Genomic DNA, 23,974 nt, shown 5'->3' on the forward strand with positions numbered 1-23,974 from the left:
GCTTCGCCATTGTCGCCTCCCGTAAGAATAGTGCGCTTGGTTTTTAAGACGCGCCGAGGTGACGGACGCCGAGTTCGCACGCGGACCAAGGCCGTCCCGAACCGGAACCCAAAGTCCGCTAGGCTTTCAGGCCCAGTCCGGCCCTCGCCACGATGCTGGTCATGATTTCCGTGGTGCCGCCGCCGAGGGATTCTTCCGTGGTTTGTCGCCAGAGCAGATGGGTTGGCGCGTCCTGGGTCAGCGCCATTGGCGCGCCAAAATCCATGGCCGCGCGGGCGATGGCCTGGATCGCGTCCGTGCACGCGCGCTTGTTGGCCGCCGCCGCGACACTCGCGAGGACGGGATCGTGGTTGGCGGTCAGGACGCGGAAGGCGTGAGCCTGACATTCCAGCACTCCGACGGCCAACTCCGCCAGCTTCTCGCGAACGACGGGATCGCGATCGAGGCCTTGGGTCAGCGCCCAGTCGCGCACGCTTTCATAGTCGGCCAGTACACGTTTGGGCGGAAACTGGACGTGACGCTCGTCGGCCAGGCTGGCGTTCATCATTTTCCAGGCGCCGTTCTCCGGGCCGATCCGTTGATCCTCGGGGACTTCGACATCGTCGAAGAAGATCTCGCAAAAGATGTTGCCGCTCATCTTCGCCATGGGTCGGATGCGTAGGTTCGGCGACTTGAGGTCCACGATCAGCAGGGACAGGCCCGCGGCGCGGCTATTGACCTCGCCGGTCCGGCAAAGGAGCCAAAGATAGTCGGCCTCTTGGGCCGCGGAGCTCCAGATCTTCGAACCGTTGACGATATATTTCCCGTCCCGCAATTCGGCCCGGGTGCGAAGTCCGGCGAGGTCCGATCCCGCCCCCGGCTCCGAATAGCCCAGAGAGAACATCAACTGCCCAGTGCGGATGGGCTCAAGCCACCGCGCCTTCTGCGCGCGGGTTCCGAAGCGAATAATGGTTTTGGCGACGATGCCGGCGGACAGGGGCGGCCGCGCGACCCGTGCGTAGGCCATCTCGTCCCAAAGCAGAAATTCGAAGATCGGCGGCAGGCCTTGACCGCCATCTTCGATCGGCCACCCGAGCGACAGCCAATTGCGAGCGCCCAGAGCCTGATAGAAGGCGCGAAGACGGTCGAAGTCCTCGCCATGCAGGTACTGGTCCAGACCGCGCCAGTCTTCCAGAAAGGCCAGCACCTCACCTTGAAAGGCGCGTTCTTGATCCGAATAGCCTAGTTGCACTGTCGCCCCTCCCGCCAGAGCGCCGGATCCAGCAGGCGCGACACGTCCAGCGATAGGCTCGCGCGCAACCCGCGGCTAGACGGCGCCAAAGTCGCGTATTCCTGGATGCGCCTGGAAAGCCATCCGACGGGCCCATCATCGAGAACGCCATAGGCCCCTAGCGTCTGATGCGCGGCGAACCCCGCCTTCAGCGCCGCGCGGGTGGACGACAGGCGCGCCGCGCCGGCCAGGTCCGCCGCGTCGGCCCGTCCCGCGTCCAACGCCATCGCCGCTGCCCGCGTCATAAGCTGAGCGGCTTCCAGGCCGATCAAGGACTCCGCCAGGGGGAAGGCTACGGCCTGGAACTCGCCGATCGGACGACCGAACTGGCTTCGTGTCCGGGCGTGCTCGGCGGCGAGGTCGATGAAGAAACGGCCAGCGCCGACGCCGTAGGCCGATATGGCCATGTGATAGCGCGCCAACACATCCCCGACCTCGCCCGCCAGAGGCTCCGCGCGCTCGACCAACCCCGCGCGGGTCGCGCCCAGGGTCTCGATAGGGCCGACCAGACGGGCTTGGCTAAGACCATCCCCGTCGATCAGGAAGAGATCGTCGGCCACGGCGGCCCAGGCGGTCAGGACGTCGCCGCCCAGGGTGGGAACCCGCTCGCCGCCGGCCCAAGCCGGCTGGCGCGCATCCGATAGCCCCATCACGGCCACCGATTGAGCCAGCGGCCCCGGAAAGCCGTGATAGCCGAGCACCTCCAGGCCGACGCACGTCAGCAGCATGGCGCTGTCGCCGGGGGTCGCGGCGATCTCCAAGAGCCCGAGCTCGGCCATGGATCGCCACAAATCGCGAGAGAAGTTCACGGCTTGCCGGTCGTGCGGCTCGGCGCCGAGGTTTCGCGCGCAATAGCGCGTCGCCGCGTCGGCGAAGTCGCGCGCCTCGACCGGCAAGGTGAGCGAAAGCGATGGGTTCTCCGGCGTCATGCTCGGCCCTCGGCCCACATCAAGGACGCGACGGACGAAGCCTGCTCGCGCGGGCCGCCTAGCTCGCCCTGCAGCAAGCGCAATCTAAACGTCCAGAAGTGCAAGCTGTGCTCTAGCGTCATCCCCAAGGCGCCATTGAACTGGTGGCTATCGTAATTGACCGATGCGATCGCCTGCTGGGCGTAGAGCGCCGCCAGCGACGCGTCGAGTTCCAGCCCGCTCCAGGCGGCCTTCAGAGCCAGCCAATAGGCCCCGCGGCATTTCTGAACATCTGCGGCCAGGCGGTGTTGCACCGCCTGGAACGATCCGACAGGTCGGCCGAAGACCCGGCGATCCTTGACATAGACGGTCGTGAAGTCGATCGCGCTCTGCATCGCCGCGGCGATCTCCAGCGAAAGACCAACGCGCCAGAGCCGGCGCAACGGTTCCACCGCCTCCGCGCCCAGACGGCGAGCGCCGGCGAGATCGGGCATCGCCGCGAGCCGCCCCAGCGGGTAGGCGAACATGCTGGCCACGGGCTCGACCTTAAGATCGTCGGTCGACAGCACGGCGACGTCGTCGCCCAAGTCCACGATCAGCGTCTTGGCCCGATCAAGAAAACGAACGGCTCGCGTGAGATCCGCCAGACGTGCGACGGCGATCGGGCGCGGGAGCGCTTGGCCGGTCAGCAACGGACCGATCAGCGCGGACCCGGCGATTTCCAGGACCAATGGAGAACGACCGACTTCGTAGACGAGCAGCGCCGCTTCGAGCGCGCCATAGTCTCCGCTCAGAGCGACGTTGAAGAATTCTCCGGCCGCGAGCGCCTCGTCCAGCTCATCGGCGTAGAAATATTCGACCGGCTTTAACGTTGGGCCTGTGCGCGGAACCTCCATGTGCTGGGAGACGATCTGCTGGATGACCTCCTGGAGCGCGCGTTGGTCGTCATTCAGGTCTAGGTCCATGGTCAGGCCCCGCGCGGCAGGCCGAGATACCGGCCGGAAATCATGTTGAGCTGGACTTCGGCCGCCCCCGCGGCGATGCCCGAGGTGATGGCGGCGGTGAAGTGGGCGTGGAGCATACCGTCGCCGCCCTTGACGAGCAGGTCGGGCAGATAGGTCGAGCCGAGGTTGGCGACGGCGTGGTCTGCCTGGATCATGGCGAAGCGCGCCACATAGGTGTCGGCGCTGGGCGGCTTGTCCTTGGCGCGGCCGTCGATCACCACATAGGTCAACAGGCGCGCGGCCTCCACCATGGCCAGTGCCGAGGCGCACTCGCCCCGCACCACCGGATCCTCGAAGAGGCCCCGCGCCCTCAGCAGCGCGACGATGTGGTCGAGCGTGCGACGCGAATATTCGTAACGCGCCGCGCCTATGCGCTCGTAGTGGAGGATGGTGGTGACGATATCCCACCCCTGACCCTCCTCGCCCAGTCGGGAATCTTCCGGCGCGACGGCGTCGGTGAAGAAAACCTCGTTGAAGTCGTGCGGGCTATGGATGGCGGGGATCGGCCGAACCACGACGCCGGGCGTGTCCATCGGCACGATAAAGCAAGTCACGCCGCTCTTGCCGCCCCCATCGAGCCGCGCCAGCAGGAAGCAGACGTCGGCGCGCGACGCATAGGATGTCCAGACCTTCGAGCCGTTGATCCGATAGCCGCCCCCGGGCAAGAGCTCGGCGCGGGTGGACATGTTGGCCAAGTCCGTACCAGCTTCCGGCTCGGAAAAGCCCTGACACCAAAGCACCCGCCCTTCCGCGATCGGACGCAGGTACCTCTGCTTCTGGGCCTCGGTGCCGAACTTCATGATCGCCGGCCCGGCCCAGTTGGCTCCGAGGTAAAGGGACGAGCGGGGCTCGCCGTTACTCCACATCTCCTCGCTAACGATGATCTGCTGCCAGGCGCTGGCGTTCTTGCCGCCATACGCTTCCGGCCAGTGGCGGACCACCAGGTCGCGCGCCGCCAATTCGCGATTGAACTCGCGCGCGTTGGCCATCAGTTCCGGCCCGGCGGGACCGTCATAGGCGAAATCATTCCACCAGTTCTCGTGCAGCTTGGCCTCCAGCAGAGCCACCAGCTCCGCGCGATAAGCCCTCTCGGCGTCGTTCCAAGAAAAATCCAAAGCGTTACCTCCCGCCTTCTCGCGCCGGCCGCAGCCCGACCGTCAGGACGCCGCGGGGCGGAAATCGGCGCGCCCGTTGCTAATCGCCACCACTTCGCGTTCGGCCACCCTGACGCGGAACGCCGCTCGTCCGGGCTCCTCGCGCCAGATATCCGTGACAAGGGTTTCTCCCGGAAACACCGGCGTGGAAAACCGGACGTCCAGGCGCGCGAGACGGTCCGGATCGCCATCGCACAACGCCTTGACGATCATCCGTCCGGCGACGCCATAGCTGCAGAGCCCATGCAGGATCGGGCGGGGGAACCCGGCCGCGGCCGCCATGACCGGGTCAGCGTGCAGGGGATTGAAATCGCCCGACAGCCTGTAGATCAGGGCTTGATCGTCGCGGGTCTTGAAGGTCAGGCTCAGATCCGGTTCGCGGTCCGGAGTCGGGTGCGGCGCGGGTTGCCCCTCGCTGGAGCCGCCAAAGCCGCCGTCGGCGCGCAGAAAGGCGCTCGAGCGCACGGTCGCTAGCAGCGCGCCGTCGGCCTGATCCCGCAATTCACGCTTGAGCAGCAGCACCGCGCCCTTGGCGCCCTTGTCGAACAGGCCATCGACGGAGGCCTGTCCCACGACCGTCGCCTCGGCCGGCAGCGGCCTATGGATTTCTAGCCTCTGCTCGCCGTGCAGAACCTGGGCGAAGGTGATGCCCGCGCGCGGGTCGTTCATCCACATCCGCTCGCCCGCGAGCACGACGGCCATGGTCGGCAGCGCCTTGAGCCCCCGCTCATAAACCAGCGGCAAGTCGCTTTCCTCGGCGCCCGCGCCGACGCCAAGCGCATAGAGGATCGCGCGCGGCGCGCCATAGTGTTCGACCACGGGATCGAACCGCCAGTTCAGGACGGCTTCGGCGTTGACGGGCATTTTTCCTCCGAAAAGACGACGCGCGCCGGCGCGGCTGCTCGCCGCGTCAGTTGGCTTTTTCGAGAATGTGCACGGCCGCGACCGTGCCTAGGCCCACGACGTGGGCCAGCCCCAGCCGCGCGCCTTCGACCTGGCGCCGATCGGCTTTGCCGCGCAGGTGGGTGCTGATCTCGTAGAGATTGGCGATCCCGGTGGCGGCGATCGGATGGCCCTTCGACAACAGGCCGCCCGACACGTTGACCGGGACGCGCCCGCCCAGGGCCGTCTCGCCGGTGTCGATCATGCGACCGGCTTCACCCACGCCGCAAAGCTTGAGGTTCTCGTAGTGGAGCAGCTCGGCGGTGGCGAAACAGTCATGCAACTCGACCAAATCGACCTCGTCGGGCCCCACGCCCGCCTGCTCGTAGGCCGCCTCTGCGGCCAGGCGGGTGGCGGCGTTGATGTCCCACATCGCTAGATTCCGCGGCGTGTAGGGATCGGACGCCAGGGCCGAGGCGCGGATTTTCACCGCCTGATCCATCAGTCCGCGGCGTCGGACCTCGTCGCCGCTCATCAAAACCGCCGCGGCCGCGCCGTCGACATTCACCGAGCACATCAACTTGGTGTTGGGATAGGCGATCATCTCCGCGCCCATCACCTCCTCCAGAGGCGTTTCCTTTTGGTACATCGCCTTGGGATTCAAGGTTGAATGGTGGTGGTTCTTCACGGAGACCTTGGCGAATTGCTCGAAGGTCGCCCCGTGCTCGTGGGCATAGGCTTGACCGGCTTCGGCGAACACCGCCGGCATGGACGCCGACCCCAGAATCCCCTCGGGATTGAGGCCCGCGGTTTCGCCGCCGCCCAACAAGCCGCGCGGCATGACCTCGGCTCCGACGGCGAGCGTCACCTCGGCCGCGCCCGCCTTGATCAGGTACATCGCCTCGCGAAACGCGGTAGCGCCCGTGGCGCAGGCGTTCTTGACATTGGCGGCTGGAATGCCGGTCTGACCGATCTGCTTCTGGATGTCCTGGGCGACCATGCCCACGACATCGAACTGGTTGCCGCTATAAAGGGCCTGGATATCGTGGATGGTCACCCCGGCCTCGTCCATGGCCAGCAGCGCGGCCTGGGCGCCGAGTTCGCCGGGCGTCGCGCCCTGGAATCGGCCGAATTTCAGCATGTCGATGCCGACGATGTAGACGTCTCTCATGGCAGGGCTCCGCCTAGGCCGCTTCGAAGAAATAGCTGAGGTAACGGTCGCCCTTCGCGTCGACGCCGGCCTCGTCGAACACCAGTCGAACCGGCATGCCGAAGCGTATCGCTTCGGGGTCGAAGGCCACGCCGCGTAGGTTTCCCTTGAGGACAGTCCCGTCCTCCATGTCGACGACGGCCGAAATGAACGGCGTGGTCACGCCTGGAAACGAGCGGTGGACGATCGAATAGCTGTGCAGCACGCCGCGGTCGGCGACGCGAACGGGCGCCAAGCCCTCGCGCGCGCCGCACGACGGGCAGGCCAGGGAGGGCCGAGTCAGCATCGCCTCGCATCGCGAACAGCGGCGCGCCTGGACATGCGCGCCTTCGTCCTCGATCACCACCCAAGGCGCCACGCCGCGATACTCGACCATATCCTCACCTCCCTCGTTATCAATTCAGTGTACTAGTTTTAAGGCCAAGTCCAGCCTCTGACGCGCCTTAAATTGGCGAGGCGAAGGCTGGATTGGCGAGAAGTCGTATCGAAGACTGACCACGACCGTGCAGGGTGCGCCGGGATTGCCGAGGGCCATTCCGATCTGATCACCGCCAGTCACGCGCGAGGGCGGGCTCAAGGCGATGGCGCCGGCGTCGTAGGCCTCGTCGAACAGGTTGACCGCCAGGTTCGCCCTCGACAAATAAATAGTACACTGTTAATTCGCACCATCGAGAAGCGGCGAGCAGCGCCGACTGGATCATTAGGACAGCGAGGCCCCATGAGCTTCCATGCGACGGTTCACCTTAGCCGTCCCGATGCGCTATTCATCGGCGGCGCATGGGTCGCTCCCGCGACAAGCGCCAAGCACACTATAATCAGTCCGTTCGACGGACGAACGGTGATCGAAATCGCCGAAGCCAAGGCTGAGGACGTGGAACGGGCCGTCGCCGCCGCGGCGACGGCTTTCGAGAACGGCCCATGGCCCCGAATGCAGTTGAGCGAACGTCTCGCGGTCCTCTCGCGGTGGGCTGATGCAATCGAGGCGAGGGTCGGCGATATCGCGACGGCCCACTCCGCGCAGATCGGCATTCCGATAAGCTTCTCGACGGCAGTGGCGAGCTCAGCGGTCGTTAGCCTGCGCAACACGATCGAGTTCGCTGGCGCCTACAGGTTCGAAGAGGACCGTCCGGCGCAGGGGGGGCTCGCGCGCATCAGCCGGGAGCCCGTCGGCGTCGTCGCCGCCATCGTCCCGTGGAACTTCCCGTCGCTTCTGGCGATGAACAAGATGGCGCCGGCGCTAGCGGTAGGCTGCCCAGTGATCGTCAAGCCGGCCCTCGAGGCCCCGCTCGATTGCCTGATCTTCGCCGAGTGCGCCCAGCAGGCCGGCTTTCCCGAGGGCGTGCTGTCAGTCCTGCCGGCCGATCGGGCGGTCGGCGAGCACCTCATTGGCGACCCGCGCGTCGACAAGGTGAGCTTCACCGGCTCCACCACGGCCGGCAAGCACATCGCCGCGCGCTGCATGGAGAGAGTCGCGCGCGTGACGCTTGAGCTTGGCGGGAAGTCGGCCGCCATCATTCTGGACGATTTCCCGCTCGCTTCGGCCATTCCCGCCCTGGTGCAGATGTCGACCCTGTTCAACGGTCAGGCCTGCATGGGCCTGACCCGCGTCCTGGTCTCCCGTCGTCGGCACGACGAACTCGCGCAAGGCCTGGCGGCCGCCTATGGCGCGCTGAAGGTCGGCGACCCTTCGGATCCAGCCACCCAGATCGGTCCTGTCGCCAGTCCCGCCCAGGCCGAACGGGTGGCTGGCTACATCGAAGCGGGGAAACGGTCAGGCGCGCGCCTGATGACCGGTGGGATCGTGAACGGCTGCCTCGTTCAGCCGACCGTTTTCGCCAATATCACCAACCAGATGAGCATCGCGCGGGAGGAAATCTTCGGTCCCGTGCTTGTTGTTCAACCCTACGACAGCGTCGACGAGGCCGTGGCGATCGCCAACGATAGCCCTTATGGTCTCAACGGCGCGATCTTCACCCTCGACGCGGATCTCGCCCTGACCTTGGCGCGGCGGATTCGGGCGGGCTCGGTGGCCCAGAACGGGATGGGGCCGCAGGCGGGCTTGCCTTTCGGCGGATACAAGCAGTCTGGCCTTGGCCGGGAGGGAGGCCCGGAGGCCCTCGATCTCTATACCGAGATCAAGGCTATCTACCTGTCGTCCCCTCCAATCGCCCCCCGGTAAACCTGGAAGGTTCGAGTCATGCCGATGAAGATCAAGGCGGCCGTGTTTCATGGCCCCAACCAGCCGCTTACCATCGAGACGCTCGAACTCGACGATCCAGGTCCGGGAGAAGTCCTGGTCAAGATCAAGGCTACGGGGCTATGCCACACCGATCTACACATCATCGAGGGTCATCAACCCCAGCCCGTCCCGGCGGTGCTCGGTCATGAGTCGGCAGGCGTCGTTGTGGCTGTCGGCCCCGACGTTTCCGATCTGCGGGAAGGCGATCACGTCGTCCCTTTTCTGCTGCCCGAATGCGGTGTCTGCCCGAACTGCCAATCGGGTAAGACCAATATCTGCCTGAAGATCGGCGAGCGGACCGGCACGGATTTCTCGCGCCTGTCGCGGAACGGACAACGCATCCACACCTTCGTGGGCATGGGCACCTTCGCCGATCATATGGTCATCGCCGCGGACCGGGTCGCCAAGGTGAGCGAGCACGCAAGCTTCGAAGGGGCGTGCTACGCCTCTTGCGGCGGAGCGACCGGCATCGGCTCGGTCCGCCGCCATGATGTCGATCGCGAGGCCCTGGTAGCGGTGTTCGGCCTCGGCGGCGTCGGCCTCAACGTGGTGCAAGGCGCCGCGCTCGCCGGCGCGCAAGTGATCATCGGCGTCGACACCAACGATGCGAAGGAGGCCGTGGCTCGAAAGCTGGGCCTCACTCATTTCATCAATCCCGACAAGGTGGAAAGCGTGGCCGCGGAGATCATGGCGATCACCGTCATGGGCGCGACGCATAGCTTCGAATGCATAGGAGCGCCGGCGGTCATGCGCGAAGCTATCGCCGCGACCAATGCTTTTTATGGCCGCTGCACGATCATCGGCGTCGCGCCATCGGGTTCCGAACTGACGACGCCCGTTCAGCAACTATCGATGGGCAAGACGGTGGGCGGCCTCCTGATGGGAGGCGTCAAGGCGCGCTCGGGCTTGCCTAGCCTCGTATCGGAATATGCCGAAGGCCGTGTCAATTTCGACGATCTGATCTCACACCGCCTCAAGCTGGATGAGATCAACGAGGGCTTTGCGATGATGAAGCAGGGCTTAAGCACTCGCACCGTGATCCTATTTGACTGATCGCCGCTATCATCAGGGTCTGGTAGGCGACCGGCGACAAGGCCAGCCTCATCGAGTCGGCTTTTGTCCCAAACCGAACTGTCACGATTTCTACCCTTCGCGCCCGGAGCGGCTTTGCCGGCGGCGGCCACGATCGCGCTGCCGCGCGGGAACAGCCGGACTGACCGCCCCCTAGGACCCGCCTGCCGAGTCGTCAGGCTCGAGCAAGAGGCACGATCTTTAGCTGGGTCTCGACAACCTCTCTCACGGCCGCGTCGATCGGAAGATTGCTCAGGTCTCGACTCCAGATCTCCCTGAAGGCCGCGACCGTCTCGACAGCGGCGCTTAGGACCAGCCCCTCGGGCAGACCCGCCTTACGAGACATGACGATCAGCTCTTCCTGGCCCAAATCCGACCAGCGTTTGCCGCGAGACACCTTCAGGGCGGCCTTATCGTCGGGGATGTAGGCCGGCCGCTCTCCGGCGCGCCGGTCATGGACCATGCGCGCCAGCCCGTGGCCGCCCGCGCCCCCAGTCGGCTACGACCGCGCCTTTCGCGGAGGTTATCGCCCCAACGAGACCTTCTACCTTAGCGTTGGCGAGCGCGCGCGGCTGGCCAACGCCAACTTCGCAAAGTTGTTATAGTCGACCGCTATCAGCGCGGCCGTGCCGCCCGAACCCAAGCCCGATGTCGAGCGCCTCGTCCAGGACGAGGAGCCCCTGCTGCGGGCCTATCTGCGTCGGCGCCTGCGTGTCGGGGACGACGTGGACGACTATGTTCAAGAGGTCTACGCCCGAGTTCTTGCCACGCCGCCGTCCAGGCCGGTGCGGTCGTGGCAGGGCATGCTCCGCCGCATCGCCGCCAACCTGATCATCGACGGCGCGCGCAATGCCCGCCGCCAAGCCAGCAGCGCCCAGGTCCGCCTGGATGACGACTGGGAGGTGGGCGACGATCGCCCGTCGGCCGAGGCTTCTGTCATCGCCCGAGAGCGGCTGTCGAAGGTCATCGCCACCCTGGAGGAGGCCTCGCCGATCGCGCGCAGCGTCTTCCTACTGGTCCGCGTCGAGGGCCTCACCCACCGCGAGGCCGCCGCCAGGCTCGGCATTGAGCCCAAGGTTGCGTCGCGTCACGTCGAACGTGTGCTGCTCTTGATTTCCCGACGGCTGGCGGAGACCTTGCGGCCGTGACCGTCGCCCCCGTCCCGACCTTGGCGCCCAGCGAAGAACGCGTCCTCGAGGAAGCGACGCGCTGGTTCGTGCGCGCCCGCTCCGACAGCCTCTCCGAGCCCCAGCGCGCGGAGTTGCTGGCCTGGCTGAAGGCCGCGCCCGAACATGCCGCGGCCATGGACGTCGTCTCCAGGTCCTGGACCATGTCCGAACAGGCCGGACGGTCCGATGTCCTGGCGCCCGCCCTGCTGCGCGCGCGGAGCCTGCGCGACAGCCATGGCGCCCGGGCGCGGGGGCGGGCCAGGATCTGGTTCCGGGGCGCGGCCTTCGCCGGCGCCGCCCTGGCCACGGCGGCGGCCGCAACGTTCACCCTGCTGTCGAACCAGCAGACCTACGCCACGCCGCGCGGCGAGCAGCTGAACACCGTGCTTCCCGACGGGACGCGCGTGCGGCTGGACTCGGCCACCCGGCTGGAGGTCCGCTACGGCGTCTTCAGCCGCGAGGTCCGGCTGGTCAGGGGCGAGGCGGAGTTCGACGTCGGTCACGGCCGCTGGATGACGCAGGCCTGGCGTCCGTTCCGGGTCGCCGCCGGTCCGCTCCAGGTGTGGGACAAAGGCACGCGCTTCACCGTCCGCTGCCGGGACGAGACGCTGCGCGTCGTGCTGGTGCAAGGCGCTGTCGAGCTGCACGATCCGGCTGCCAGGACGGTCCGCGCCCGCCTGCGCCCCGGCGAAGCCGCCGAACTCGCGCCGGACGGCCAACTGACCGTCTCCCCAGTGGACCTGACCTCCGCCCTGGCCTGGCAGCGGGGCGAATTGGTGCTGCGGGGCGCAACCTTGGCTTCGGCCCTGGCGGAATTCGGCGCCCGGACGCCGACCAGCTTCGACGTGGACCCCGCGATCGGCGCCAGGCCGATCAGCGGCGTCTACCACGTCAACGATCCCGTCGGCTTCCTCAACGCCGTATCGACACTCTACCCGATGACCTGGCGAGAAGTCGGTCCCGGCCGTTTCGAGATCCGGTCCGCCGCCGCTGCCCATCGCTGAGCCCTCGCGGACCGTGAAATTTTCACGACACTCCGGATAACGCCGTTCCCTGTCGTCAAGCCCTGCGAAAGCCGGAGCGCCCTCCCCTCCGCGCTCCAATTTCGGGGACGACGAACATGAACTCACGCAACATCAAGCGCGCGCTGCTGGCCAGCGCGCTCTGGCTGGCCGCCGCGAACACGGTCGCCGCCCAGACGCACGCGACCGGCTTCAACATCCCGTCGCAGGACCTGGGCGAGGCCCTGACCAAGCTGGCCCACATGTCCGGCCGCAACATCCTGTTCACGCCGCAGATGGTTCAGGGCGCCCGATCCTCGACCGTGCGCAACGCCGCCAGCTTCGACATGGCGATCCACGGCATGCTGTCAGGCACGGGCCTCGTCGAGGTCGTCTCCGGCGGGACGGTGGTGATCCAACGGCCGCATCGGGCCGTCCTGGTCAAGGCCGCCCTGGTTTCGCCGGCTCCCGCCAAATCCGCCGCCACGTCCGAGGCGCCGCCGGCCGTCGACGCCATCGCGGAGGTCACCGTCACCGCCCGCAAGTCGCGCGAACGCATCAGCGACGTGCCGATCGCCCTGACCGCGATCAGCGGCGCCGACCTGACCCGCAACGACCACCGCCGGATCGAGGACCTCAGCACCCTGGTGCCCAGCACCAACTTCGTGATCACCAATGGCCACCAGTCCAGCTTCTCGATCCGGGGCCTGGGCACCAATCCGGGCAATGATGGCCTGGAGGGCAGCGCGGGCGTATTCCTGGACGGCGTATTCCTGGGCCGCCCCGGCATGGCCGCCACCGACCTGATCGACGTCGACCAGATCGAGGTGCTGCGCGGCCCGCAGGGCACGCTGTTCGGCAAGAACACCACGGCCGGCGCGATCAATATCACCACCGCCGAGCCTAGCTTCGCATTCAGCGGCCGCGCCCAGGCCACCTATGGCAGCGACAATCTCCAGCAATATCAGGGCACGATCAGCGGCCCGCTGGCGGGGGACGTGCTGGCCGGCCGCCTGACCGCCTATAGCACCAGCCGCGACGGCGTGGTCCGCAACGTCACGACCGGCAAGGATGTCGCCGGCATCGGCCGCAAGGGCGTTCGCGGCCAACTGCTCTACAAGCCGAACGACGCCTTCAGCCTGCGCCTGATCGGCGAGTATCACCGCGAGCAGCAAAGCACCGGCGCGGTCCTGACACTGAATTCCCTGGGCGTCACGCCGACGGTCCTCCAGACCAAGCTGAACGCCGTGGGCGCCGTGCTGAAGGCCGATCCCGAAGGCGAGACCACCTATATCGGCGCGCACGACCAGACCGGCACGCGCCAGACGGCCTTCTCGGCCGAGGCCAACTGGCGGCTGGGCGAATTCCTCGTCACCTCGCTGACGGCCTACCGGCGCTGGCATTACGCCTCGGACTCCGACACCGACGCCACCGCGGCCGACGTGCTGAACGGCGGCTACAAGATCAACCACAACCAGCTGAGCCAGGAGCTGCGGGTCAAGTTCCCGCGCATGGGCGACGTCGACGCCGTCGCAGGCCTCTACTATTTCCAGCAGAAGCTGCACGTACAGGCGATCACCCAGTACGGCGCCGACGCTGCGGCCTGGCTGAGCGGGATCCCCAACGGCCTGCTGCCGACCTATGCCCAGTATTCGCCAGCCCTGGCGGGCCTGCTGCTCTACAACAACACCCAGTGGGATCTCTATTCCACGCCGGAGACCCACAGCTACGCCGCCTTCGGCCAGGCGACCTGGCATGTGACCCCCCGTTGGAACATTACCGCCGGCCTGCGCGAGACCTACGAAAAGAAGCAGGAAACCGTGTGGCGCGACACGCCGCGTTCGCTCCTTAACGGCCAGACCGTCACGGCCCTGGTCAGCCAGAAGGTGGCGCCGTTCCAGGTCAGCACCGACAAGACCTCGCCCTCCTTCGTGCTCAGCACCGACTACCACGCCACGCCGAGCCTGATGTACTTCGCCAGCGTCTCGCGCGGCGAGAAGGCCGGCGGCGTCAACACCAGCCTGCCGGCCACCGGCCAGACGACCGACAGCCTGATCGTCAAGCCCGAGACGGCGACCAGCTATGAAGCCGGCCTGCGGGGCGAGTTCTTCCAGCGCCGCCTGCGGTTCTCGGTCGACGCCTTCTACACCCACGTCTCCGACTACCAGGCGACCTACATCGCCACGGTCAACGGCAACGTCGCCCAGCTGCTGACCAATGTCGGCAGCGTGCGCACCCAGGGGGTCGAGGGCGAGCTGACCGCCGTCCCGTTCACGGGCCTGACCCTGACAGCCACGGGTTCGTTCAACGACGCGACCTACGCGGCCTACAAGAACGGCCCCTGCCCGGCCGGTTCGACGGTCAGCGTCTGCGATTTGACCGGACGCCCGGTGGCCGGCGCGCCCCGCTGGATCGCCAACGCCAGCGCCCGTTACGAGCATAACGTCACCGATCGTCTGACCGGCTACGGCGTGGCGGAATATAGCTTCCGGTCCCACTACTACGGTTATCTCGATGACTCGCCCTATTCGCGGACCGGCGGCTATGGCCTGCTGAACCTGCGCGCGGGGCTTCGCGCCGCCGATGGACGCTGGGACTTCAGCGTTTGGGGCCGCAACGTCACCGACAAGCACTACGTCGCCAATTACCTCAGCTACGGCAGCCTGCTGCCCGGCGTCTACGTGCCGTTCTTCGGCGAGTTCGCCAGCTACGGCGCGACCCTGCGCGCGCAATTCTGATCCCCAGCCAAGGACATCACACCATGAAGACCCCCTTCAGCCGGGCCGCTCTCCTGCTGTCGCTGACCCTGGTGGCGGCGCCGGCCCACGCGGCGGAGACTCGCGACTTCTCGATCGCCGTCCTGCCCGACACGCAAAACTATATCGACTACACCCACCAGAAGGTCGCCGGCTTCCCGTTCGACGGCCGCGACATGTTCCTGGACCAGCTGCGTTACGTCTCTAGCCGGCTCAAAAGCCAGGGCGGCGACGTCGCGTTCGTCGTGGGCCTGGGCGACGTCTGGCAGCATCAGAGCCTGGAGATGGATCCCGACCACGTGGCCCGCAGCTTCAAGCGCGCGCCCAATCCGGTCATGGACCACGAATTCGCCCCCACGCCTAAGGTGCGCGAGATCGAGATGCCGACGGCGCGCGAAGGCTACGCCATGCTGGACGGCAAGACGCCCTTCGCCGTCGTGCCCGGCAACCATGACCACGACGCGATGTGGACCGACGTGAACCACCCGCCCAAGGCGGTGGTGAAGGGACCCGAGGACATTGGCATGCTGCACGCTGGCGGCCTTACGAACTTCGATGCGGTGTTCGGCGCGGACTCGGCGTTCTTCAAGGGCAAGCCCTGGTACGTGGACTCGCATGACGGCGGCGCCGACAGCGCCCAGATCTTCAAGGCCGGCGGCTACACCTTCCTGCATATCGGCCTGCGATTCGACCCGACCAACGACAGCCTGGCGTGGGCGGCCGAAGTCATCCGCAAGCACCCCGGCCTGCCGACCATCGTCACGACCCACGACTACATGGACAATGACGGCCGCCGGCTGCCCAACCCGATCATCGACAACAACGCCGTCGACCCTAACGACAACACCCCGCAGATGGTCTGGGACAAGTTCATCAGCCAGCACGACCAGATCTTCCTTGTGCTGTGCGGCCACGAGCACGGTCAGGCCCTGCGGACCGATGACAACCGCTTCGGCCACAAGGTCGTGCAGGTGCTCAGCGACTATCAGGACCGCCATCAGACAGCGATCGACGCGGGCGTGAACAACCCCTATGTCGGCATCGGCGACGGCTGGTTACGGATGATGACCTTCCATCTAGGCGATGCGACGCCGACCATCGCGGTGCGAACCTATTCCACCGTCTACAACAAGAGCAGCCGCGACACGGCGCAATACGCCGCCTGGTACAAGGCCAAGGAAAAGCCGGCGCTGTCCGACGTGGACTTCCACGGCCAGGACGACTTCACGATCACCCTAAGCGATTTCCGACAACGGTTCGGCAAAGGCTCCTAACACCACCTCATCGCGGTCGCATTTCGTGCGACCGCGACGCCCTCTTCCAAGCAAGCCCCCATCCCGCGGCCCTTTCCGGGCCAAGACTTCCGCCGTGCGCCACAGCAGACTTTGCCATCACTCCACACACCGGATCTTCGGTAGGACGGTCGAAACGGCCGCGGGTGAGTCGTGGAACTTAAAGCTTCGCCTTTACAGCACTATCTGCGACCGAGATGCGGCGCGAGCACCATCGTGCCCGAGGGTTGCCAGCCCTTTGTAGTCGGAATTTCAACCAGTGCACTGTTCAATCTTCGGCAGGAGCATCAAGTCTTCGAAGGACGAGGCGTAAAAGCCTGAGTAGGCGATCAAGCAGCGAGCACCTGTGGAGCCCTAGTCGACCGGCTTGATCTCAATAGCCGAGACGATCGCTTCGCCCTGGGTGGGGACGAACCGCAGCGTCAGGCCGTCGTCCCGCGCTTCCGCCTCGAACGCCTTGGTGACCGCCTTCAGCGCGCCACCCCCTTCGGCGGCGACGTCCAGGTTCTTGAGGACCAGCGCGCCATTGACAAGGACGTCGAAGCGACGCGCGCCAGCGGCGAGGTTCGGCTCGACGAAGGTCAGGCGCACGCTGTAGCGACCAGGCGCGACGGGGACGGCGTAGGAGAAGCGCCCCTGGCGGTAGCTCGCGGCGACATCGACCTCATCGGTCCCGGTGATGGCGGCGCGAACCTCCGGACGCCCATAGTCCGCCGACGTATTGGCCGAGAGCGCTTGGCCACCGGTAAAGAAGGCGTCCGATCCGAACGCCGTCGTCTTGCCCGAGCCGATAAGGGTTCCCGCGTCGATGCGGATCGGCGCCTTGGGGTCGGCGGGACGGCGCCAGACGATGCGATCTTCGACCGTCTGGTTCTGGACCTCCGTCTTGGCGACCAGCACGTTCTCGCCCGGCTGGAGGCGGACGGCCCGCCAGACACAGACGCGTTGCGGACACTCGGTCCGCTGACCCAGGGACTTTCCGTTCAGCGTCAGGTCGGTGGCCGCGCCGTTTGAATAGACCCGCACGTCCGTCACCGGATAGGCCCGGTCGACATAGCGCCGACCATTGATGTGCACGGTCGGAGTGGTCGTCCAATTGGCCTTGTAGAAGTACCAGGCGTCCTTGCGGACCTTACGGTCGTAGGTGACCAAGCCCTTGGTGTTGATGTCGTCGGCGTCGCCTTCGTGACGAATGGTGGTGCCGAAGTCGAAGGCGTTCCACAGCCAGGAACCCCAGAGGTAGGAGCGCCGCGACAGCGCCGCCCAAGCGGTCTCGTGGATGTAGCTCTCGTACTCCTCGGGCTGCGCCCGGCCGCGCGAGTCGATCGGCCCGCCCAGCACGTCGTCGGTGTGCAGGGTGACGCCGCCGCCGGCGCCGTACTCGGTCACCGAGAGCGGCTGACGCGGGCGCTTGGCGTGTAGAGCGTCGAGGTGCGGACCAAGGTCGTCGGGCGCGCCAAAGTACCAGCCGAAGTAGCGGTTGGCGCCGCCAAGGTCCGCGGCCTCGGCCGTCGTCGGCACGTCCACGCCGGCGGCGAAGACGCGGCCCTCGCAGCAGGTCGCCAGCGCCGTGGGGCGGCCGGCGTCTTCCTGGTGCGCGAGATCGTTCAGCGTCTTGAGCAGCGGCATCGGGTCCGGCGCCTTGCCGTCCTTGTAGCCCGTGAGGAAGGCGGGAAAGGAGTTGCCGAAATCGACTTCATTGGCGATGCCCCAGTTGGCGACCGAGGCATGGTTGTAGTTCTGGCGGATCAGCTCGCGCAGTTGCTGCTTGGCATTCTCGACCAGGGCGGGCGTCGGCTCCAGGGCGCCGCCCGTCGTCCAGGCCGAGACCAGGGGGATTTCGTCCCACAACACCAAGCCATACTTGTCGGCCAGGTCGTGGATCGTCTGGCCGTGCTGGTAGTGGGTCAGGCGAATGGAGTTGGCGCCCATCTCGCGCAGGATCGCCACATCCTCTTCGATGTCGGCGGGCGAAAGCGCCCAGCCCTTGCCCTCGCGATCCTGGTGGTAGCCCACGCCCCGCAAGCGATAGGGCTTGCCGTTCAGCAAGAAGCCCTTCTCCGGATCAAAACCCATTTGGCGCACGCCGAACGCCGAGGAGACGCGATCCAGCACCTTACCGTCGCGGCCGACCAGCTCGGTCTCGAGCCGATAGAGGTAAGGGTCGATCACCCCGTTCCAGAGGCGCGGGTTCGAGACCGACAAGGACAGCGTCGACTCCTGTCCGCCCTTGGTCGGAAGGCCGGCCGAGGCGATGGCCCGCGCCACGACCTTGCCATCGGCGTCGCGGAGGCGCGAGACCACGCGCACCGCCGCGGCGCGGCTCAGGTCGTTCCGCAGCCTCGCCTTGACCTCGATGACGGCCTTATCAGCGCTCAAGGCGGTGGTGCGGGCATAGACGCCGGAACCGCCGAAATCGAGCATGTCGAAGTGGACGGCGTTCGTCACCACCAAGCTCACCGGGCGGTAGAGGCCGCCGTGGACAAAGAAGTCTCCGGTCAGCGGCAGGTTGTCGACCGTCGGCGAGCCCGGCGCGGGCTTGCTGTTGTCCGCGCGCACGACCAGCAGGTTCTGGCCGTCGCCGCGCAGCGCGTCGGTGGCGTCGAGCCGGAAGCGTGAGAAGCCGCCCTGGTGCTCGCCCAGATAGACCCCGTTCAGCCAGACCTTGGCCGTGCGGCTGACCGCGTCGAACTGGAGATAGGCGCGGCGGCCGTTCAGCTTGGGCGCGGCGAAGGTGAGCCGGTACCAGCCCACGCCCTGGGTTTTGTTGATGTTTTCGGCCTTGTTCAGGCGCTCGACCGCACCGGGCTGATACAGCCCCACTCGGTTCCAGGTGTGCGGGACGCTGACACGCCGCCAGTTTTGATCGTCGAAGTCCGGGCGCTCGACGCCGCTCAGCGTGTCGTCCTGGCGAAACCGCCAGTCCTGGGCCAGCGGCGTTTCGATCCGGATCGGGCTGGCGATAGGCGCGGCCATGACGGCGGCGGGGGCGATGAGGGCGGCCATGGTCGTGGCCAGGAACAATCGTTTCATCGGCAAGCCTCCCACATCGCTCAATGGCGACTTTGGCGCGAGCTTAGCGACTAACGCTGAATCTGCCAGATCAATCTTCAAAATTGGTCAGTCAGCTTTCGTCCAGCGCGGATGAGTACCGAGCCCGCACGCCGGCGGCGGCGCGACGGGCCTCTTCCAGCGCCATCTCCTCGGTCGTGAACAGCAGGTGGTCCATGACGGCGGCCAAGTGCGCGCGCATGGCCGCTCGCGCCGCGTGGGGATCCCGGACCTTCAGCGCGTCAACGATGCGGCGGTGCTCGGCCACCACCGGGCGGATCTTGGCGCTGCGGGCCTTGTCGTGGAGCAGAGCACAGGCCGGAGAGGTGGAGCGCAGGCGCCACAACTCCTCGATCGTCAGCACGACCCCGGCGTTTCGCGTCGCTCGGGCGATGGTCATGTGGAATTCGCGATCGGCGTCCTCCGTCACCTTGGCGCGAAGATTCTCGGCGACCATCGCCTCCAGCAGCCCCTCAAGCTTGGCGATCTCCTCGTCGGTGATCTGCTTGGCCGCCAGGGCCGCCGCTTCACCTTCGAAAGCCAGGCGCGTTTCGGTGAGTTCGAAGGCGGTGATGGCGAAACCGGGGTGATCCTCCAGGCCGGGCAGCCGCCGGACATAGGCCCCCGAGCCCACTCGGATATCGAGATAACCCTGGACCTCGAGCGCGATCAGCGCCTCCCGCACGGCGGGGCGACTAGCGCCATACTCGGCGCAGAGCTCGCGCTCGGCCGGCAGGCGGCTGCCGATCGCATACCGTCCATCCACCAGGTCATCGAAGATATGGCGCGCCAATCGCTGGTAGAGGCGATCGCCGCTGATCGCGCCATCGTCGCCGGCTGACCGATCCGCCGCACCTTTCGCGCGAATTGCCACTCGACATCCTCCCCTTCGCCTCGACATCCGCCGCCCGCGCCAACCGCGCGCGGGCCGACGGGTCGGCGCGGGCGATTTTGCGCCGGCGCCGCGAAGATGTCAGGCAAAAAGAGGTTGACCCAAATTCATACGCCCCAAGAATTGGTCAGACAGATTGAGCGCGACCGGAAAGCCTGGCGCGAATAACAATCGGAGGGGAAATGAACAGGCGTCTTCTTTGGATGGCGAGCGCCGCGATGATCGCGGCGTCGGGACAGGCTTGGGCGCAAGCCGCTCCCAAGTCGGCCGAGCAAAATGTCGCGCTCGACGAGATCGTCGTCACGGCTCAAAAGCGCGAACAAAACCTGCAAGACGTGCCGGCCGCCGTCAGCGCGGTGACCAGCGAACAGCTGGAAGCGCGCAACGTGTCTCAAGTCACCGACGTGGTCCGCGTCTCGCCCAGCCTGACGGTCACTGAAAACACCAACGCCACCGGCAACAGCATCAACCTGCGCGGGATCGGCACCTTCTCGTTCAGCATCGGCATCGAGCCGAGCGTCGCGGTCGTGGTCGACGACGTCGCGCTGCTGCAACAAGCTCAAGCCTTCTCGGGCCTCAACGACATCGCCCGCCTCGAAGTGCTGCGCGGCCCGCAAGGCACGTTGTTCGGCAAGAACTCCGCGGCCGGCGTCATCAACATCGTGACGCAAAAGCCGACCAAGACCCTGAAGGGCTCCGTGGGCGGAACCCTGACCAGCGACGGTGAAAAGCGTGTCGAGGGGATGGTCTCCGGACCGATCTCGGACAAGGCCGGCTTCCGCCTCAACGCCTTCTATGGTGACCGTGACGGCTACATCAAAAACCTCAACACCGGCCACAAGCTGAACGGCGAGCGCGCCTACGGCGTGCGCGGGCGGCTGGAACTGGACCCGACCGAGAACCTGAACATCAGCCTGACCGCCGCGCACACCAATACCAAGACCGACGGTCAGGTGCGGACCTTCCAGAGCATCAAACCGGGCGCCAGCGCCTTCGGCGCGCCCCTGGCCCTTTCCGCCGTGGGCCTGACGCCCGGGGATGACAACTACAAGATCCGCCTCGACACCGAGCCGAAGAACACCAGCAAACAGACCACCCTGACGAGCCGCGTGAGCCTGGATCTGGGCGGCGCCAACCTCGTCTCGATCACGGGCTATCAGGACTGGCGCTTCCGCTTCCTGGAAGACCTGGACACCCTGGGCACGCCCACGCTGCTGAACAACGCCGACCCGACCAGCATCCTGCCGAAGGGCTCGACCGCCGGCGGTCCGTTCCATTCGACCAACTTCAGCCAGGAGCTGCGCTTGGTGTCGAGCGGCGTTCGCAAGCTCGACTACCTCTTCGCCCTGTTCTACGCCAACGGCGACTCCAACCGATCCTACGCCCGGGGCCCCAACGCCGCGACCAGCTGGGCGGCGACCGCCGGCACCAAGACCATGGCCGCCTTTACCCAGATGACCTACCACGTCGGCGAGAGGACCCATCTCGACGGCGGCCTGCGGTTCAACCACGAGGAAATTCAGGCCACCTTCATCAACACCACGCCGACGGCCAGCCCGCCCGCGAACAACGCCACGTGCCTGTCCGTCTGCGCGGGCAAGTCCAAGGACGATCACGTCACCTATAAGGTCGCGCTTCGTCAGGATCTGGCGCGCGACGTGATGGGCTATGCCTCCTTCTCGACCGGCTACAAGGGGCAAGGCTTCGACATCAGCACGGGCTTTAACCCCGGGCGGGCCGCCAATCCCGTCCGACCGGAGACCAGCAAGGCCTATGAGCTGGGCCTGAAGAGCCGCATCCTCGACAGACGCGTCCAACTGAACGTCACCGGCTTCCTGACGGACTTCACCGACTTCCAGGCCCAGGGCGGCGTCACCCAGCCGGACGGGACCATCGTGCCCCAGCTCAGCAATGTGGGCGCGCTCCGCAGCAAGGGCGTCGAGGTCGAGGTGTCCGCCAAGCCGGTCCGCGCCCTGCGCATCGACGCCTCGGCGGCCTATACGGACGCGACAATCCGCGAATTCGCCAACGCGCCCTGCTACACGGGTCAGACGCTCGCCCAAGGCTGCCGTCCGGTCGGCTCATCGAGCTTCCAGGACCTGTCGGGCAAGACTTTGGCCAATTCGCCGAAGTTCAAGTACTCGCTGGCCGGCGCCTATGACGTCGCGCTCCCGAGCATGCCCTTCGACGGCTTTGTGACGGCGGAATACACCCATCAGAGCGCGGTCATGCTTGATCTCTTGGGCGCGCCGATCTCTCGCCAGAAGGCCTATGGCGTCGTCAACGCCAGCATCGGCGTGGCGGGCCGCGACGAGGATGCTTATCGGGTGGCGCTGTTCGTCAACAACCTGTTCGATCAGCACTATGCGACGTCTCTAGGCTACACCGGTTCGTCGAACGCCGGTGGGGTGGCTCAGCTGCTGCCGCGCAATTCCAGGCGCTATGTCGGCGTGCGCGCCCGCATGGGCTTCTAGAGCGCGCGCGGCGCGCGGCGACCTGATCGCGTTTCTCCCCGGGACCGCCTCCCATGGATCCCGGGATCTTCGCCGCTCTGGCGACCGGCGGCGCGCCTTCGACGGCGCGCCGCCTTTTTGTCGAGGGCCGGCGCTGGGGGCTCGTCGGGCGAACAATTCCTGATAGACCAGGGGCGATGGACAAGAGCGGCGACAAGGGCGTTTCGATCAAGGACATCGCGCGGGAAGCCGGCGTGTCGATCGCCACTGTTTCGCGCGTCCTTAACCGTGGCGAAGGCGCCGGCCCCGAGGTTCGCAGTCGCGTTCTCGAGATCGTCGAGCGGCTGGGCTATCGGCCCAACGTCTCCGCGCGCGCCCTGTCGGGGCGGCGCAACTATCTGATCGGCGTGCTCTTCTTGCGCCTGGGCGGCTACCACTATCTTGGCGAGGTCCAGCTTGGGGCGACCCGGGCCTGCCGTCGGGCCGGCTATCACCTCCTCGTCGAGCAGATCGAGAGCGCCGACGGCATGCCCAGCCCCGAGGCGCTGGCCGCGTTCGTGCGCTCGGCCGCCTTCGACGGACTGATTCTGACGCCGCCGCTCTCGGATGATTCCCACCTGCTGGCCGCGATCGAGGATGCGGCGATCCCGTATGTCCGCCTGGCGCCCAACAGCGACGAGGCGCGCTCGCCCTATGTCTGGATGGATGACCAAGAGGCCGCTCGCGAGCAGACCTTGGCGCTCTGGGACTTGGGACACCGCCGCATCGCCTACATCGATGGGCCGGCGGGCCACCGCGCCGCGGTGCGGCGCAAGGCGGGCTATCTGGCCGCCATGGCCGAGCGGGGCGTGAGCGTCCCTAGCGCCTGGATCGCCCAAGGCGACTTCTTCGGCATGTCGGGCTTCAACGCGACCGAGGCCTTGCTGGCCCTGGAGCCGGCGCCGACCGCGATCTTCGCCGGCAACGACGAGATGGCCATCGGCGCGCTGGCCGCCGCGGCCAAGCACCGCGTCGCCGTGCCTGAACGCCTTTCCGTGGTCGGCTTCGACAACGCCCCGGGCGGCGAAACCTCTTGGCCGCCGCTTACGACCGTGCATCAACCCATCGCCGAAATGGCGGAGGCCGCGGTGGATATGCTGATCGGCGGGTTCGGAGACCGTCGCTTCCGGGCGCGGGTTCAGGAGCGTAAGCTCGACTACCGCCTGGTTCGACGCCAGTCCGCCGCGCGCGCCCCGTCTGACATCCATCTGGCTCCCTAGCAAAAAGATCACGTCGGCCTCCGCTGCACAAAAAGAGGCCTGACCAATTTCGATTGTTATAGAAAACGTTTTCGTTCGCGCGTAAAACGCTCTCATCCCCGCCGGAGAAGCGGTGGAGCACAGACCTCGCCAACAGGAGGTCGCAACCTTTAGGGGGAGCCCATGCCTTTCACGCCAAAGTTCGACACGAGCGGTCTGGCCTCTTTTACGTCAGCCGCGCCCGTGGTCGTCGCGACTGGACGGGTGGGCCATCACAAATCCGCCGCCCCCGCCGCGCGACCCGCGCGGGCGCTGTTGCTCGCCGCGAGCATGTCGGTGTTGGCGATGTCGAGCACCGCTCAGGCCGCCGTGTCTCCCGAGCTT

19 protein-coding genes are annotated in these 23,974 nt (G+C 66.6%); 9 read left to right on the forward strand and 10 right to left on the reverse strand.

Features of this window, described 5'->3' with window-relative positions; all coding sequences use genetic code 11:
* Positions 1–118 precede the first annotated feature (118 nt).
* From OR37_RS09880 to OR37_RS20725, 7 genes are read right to left on the reverse strand one after another with little or no spacing between them, the layout of a single operon-like run.
* Positions 119–1,231 (reverse strand): acyl-CoA dehydrogenase family protein, encoded by a 1,113-nt coding sequence (locus OR37_RS09880; protein ID WP_004618827.1) that lies wholly within the window; start codon positions 1,229–1,231, stop codon positions 119–121.
* Positions 1,222–2,199, reverse strand: coding sequence for an acyl-CoA dehydrogenase family protein (locus OR37_RS20720; protein WP_004618829.1), 978 nt, complete (start codon positions 2,197–2,199; stop codon positions 1,222–1,224). The genes OR37_RS09880 and OR37_RS20720 overlap by 10 nt, the downstream gene beginning before the upstream one ends.
* On the reverse strand, positions 2,196–3,143 hold the full coding sequence (locus OR37_RS09890; protein ID WP_004618831.1) for an acyl-CoA dehydrogenase family protein: 948 nt from the start codon (positions 3,141–3,143) through the stop codon (positions 2,196–2,198). The genes OR37_RS20720 and OR37_RS09890 overlap by 4 nt, the downstream gene beginning before the upstream one ends.
* A 2-nt stretch (positions 3,144–3,145) precedes the next feature.
* Positions 3,146–4,297 (reverse strand): acyl-CoA dehydrogenase family protein, encoded by a 1,152-nt coding sequence (locus tag OR37_RS09895; RefSeq protein WP_004618832.1) that lies wholly within the window; start codon positions 4,295–4,297, stop codon positions 3,146–3,148.
* Positions 4,298–4,339: 42 nt separating this feature from the next.
* Positions 4,340–5,200 carry a MaoC/PaaZ C-terminal domain-containing protein gene (locus OR37_RS09900; protein WP_004618836.1) on the reverse strand — a complete coding sequence of 287 codons (861 nt, stop codon included), beginning with the start codon at positions 5,198–5,200 and terminating at the stop codon, positions 4,340–4,342.
* Between the two features lie 46 nt (positions 5,201–5,246).
* Positions 5,247–6,389 carry a thiolase C-terminal domain-containing protein gene (locus OR37_RS09905; protein WP_004618838.1) on the reverse strand — a complete coding sequence of 381 codons (1,143 nt, stop codon included), beginning with the start codon at positions 6,387–6,389 and terminating at the stop codon, positions 5,247–5,249.
* Positions 6,390–6,402: 13 nt separating this feature from the next.
* Complete coding sequence (locus OR37_RS20725) at positions 6,403–6,804, reverse strand: Zn-ribbon domain-containing OB-fold protein (protein WP_004618840.1); 402 nt, start codon at positions 6,802–6,804, stop codon at positions 6,403–6,405.
* A 342-nt stretch (positions 6,805–7,146) separates the two neighbouring features.
* Between OR37_RS20725 and OR37_RS09915 the strand changes: the two genes are divergently transcribed.
* Both OR37_RS09915 and OR37_RS09920 read left to right on the forward strand, forming a co-directional pair.
* Positions 7,147–8,607, forward strand: a complete 1,461-nt coding sequence (locus OR37_RS09915) for an aldehyde dehydrogenase (protein ID WP_004618842.1) — start codon at positions 7,147–7,149, stop codon at positions 8,605–8,607.
* Positions 8,608–8,625: 18 nt separating this feature from the next.
* Positions 8,626–9,720: an alcohol dehydrogenase catalytic domain-containing protein gene (locus tag OR37_RS09920; protein WP_004618845.1), complete on the forward strand. Its 1,095-nt coding sequence runs from the start codon at positions 8,626–8,628 to the stop codon at positions 9,718–9,720.
* A 193-nt stretch (positions 9,721–9,913) separates the two neighbouring features.
* On the opposite strand, the gene OR37_RS09925 is transcribed toward OR37_RS09920, so the two are convergent.
* Entirely contained in the window at positions 9,914–10,201 is a 288-nt protein-coding gene (locus OR37_RS09925; RefSeq protein ID WP_004618846.1) for a hypothetical protein, read from the reverse strand.
* 163 nt (positions 10,202–10,364) lie between these two features.
* On the opposite strand from OR37_RS09925, the gene OR37_RS09930 reads away from it, so the two are divergent.
* The 4 genes from OR37_RS09930 (at position 10,365) to OR37_RS09945 (ending at position 15,938) form a co-directional block, all read left to right on the forward strand.
* Positions 10,365–10,886 (forward strand): RNA polymerase sigma factor, encoded by a 522-nt coding sequence (locus OR37_RS09930; RefSeq protein ID WP_004618848.1) that lies wholly within the window; start codon positions 10,365–10,367, stop codon positions 10,884–10,886.
* The gene (locus OR37_RS09935) at positions 10,883–11,911 is read left to right on the forward strand and encodes a FecR family protein (protein WP_004618850.1); all 1,029 of its coding nucleotides are present in this window, start codon (positions 10,883–10,885) and stop codon (positions 11,909–11,911) included. The genes OR37_RS09930 and OR37_RS09935 overlap by 4 nt, the downstream gene beginning before the upstream one ends.
* A gap of 116 nt (positions 11,912–12,027) precedes the next feature.
* The gene (locus OR37_RS09940) at positions 12,028–14,646 is read left to right on the forward strand and encodes a TonB-dependent receptor domain-containing protein (protein WP_004618852.1); all 2,619 of its coding nucleotides are present in this window, start codon (positions 12,028–12,030) and stop codon (positions 14,644–14,646) included.
* A gap of 23 nt (positions 14,647–14,669) precedes the next feature.
* Positions 14,670–15,938, forward strand: a complete 1,269-nt coding sequence (locus OR37_RS09945; RefSeq protein WP_004618854.1) for a metallophosphoesterase — start codon at positions 14,670–14,672, stop codon at positions 15,936–15,938.
* Positions 15,939–16,310: 372 nt separating this feature from the next.
* On the opposite strand, the gene OR37_RS09950 is transcribed toward OR37_RS09945, so the two are convergent.
* Both OR37_RS09950 and OR37_RS09955 read right to left on the reverse strand, forming a co-directional pair.
* On the reverse strand, positions 16,311–18,989 hold the full coding sequence (locus OR37_RS09950; protein WP_004618856.1) for a glycoside hydrolase family 2 TIM barrel-domain containing protein: 2,679 nt from the start codon (positions 18,987–18,989) through the stop codon (positions 16,311–16,313).
* A gap of 91 nt (positions 18,990–19,080) precedes the next feature.
* Positions 19,081–19,881: a FadR/GntR family transcriptional regulator gene (locus OR37_RS09955; protein ID WP_004618859.1), complete on the reverse strand. Its 801-nt coding sequence runs from the start codon at positions 19,879–19,881 to the stop codon at positions 19,081–19,083.
* Positions 19,882–20,081: 200 nt separating this feature from the next.
* Between OR37_RS09955 and OR37_RS09960 the strand changes: the two genes are divergently transcribed.
* From OR37_RS09960 to OR37_RS22090, 3 genes are all read left to right on the forward strand, one after another.
* Entirely contained in the window at positions 20,082–22,373 is a 2,292-nt protein-coding gene (locus OR37_RS09960) for a TonB-dependent receptor (RefSeq protein WP_004618861.1), read from the forward strand.
* A gap of 176 nt (positions 22,374–22,549) precedes the next feature.
* Complete coding sequence (locus tag OR37_RS09965) at positions 22,550–23,611, forward strand: LacI family DNA-binding transcriptional regulator (protein WP_004618863.1); 1,062 nt, start codon at positions 22,550–22,552, stop codon at positions 23,609–23,611.
* 162 nt (positions 23,612–23,773) lie between these two features.
* On the forward strand, positions 23,774–23,974 hold a 201-nt coding region (locus tag OR37_RS22090), incomplete at its 3' end, for a hypothetical protein (protein WP_004618865.1).

The sequence above is a fragment of the Caulobacter vibrioides OR37 genome, from assembly GCF_000372645.1.
GTDB lineage: Bacteria > Pseudomonadota > Alphaproteobacteria > Caulobacterales > Caulobacteraceae > Caulobacter > Caulobacter vibrioides_E.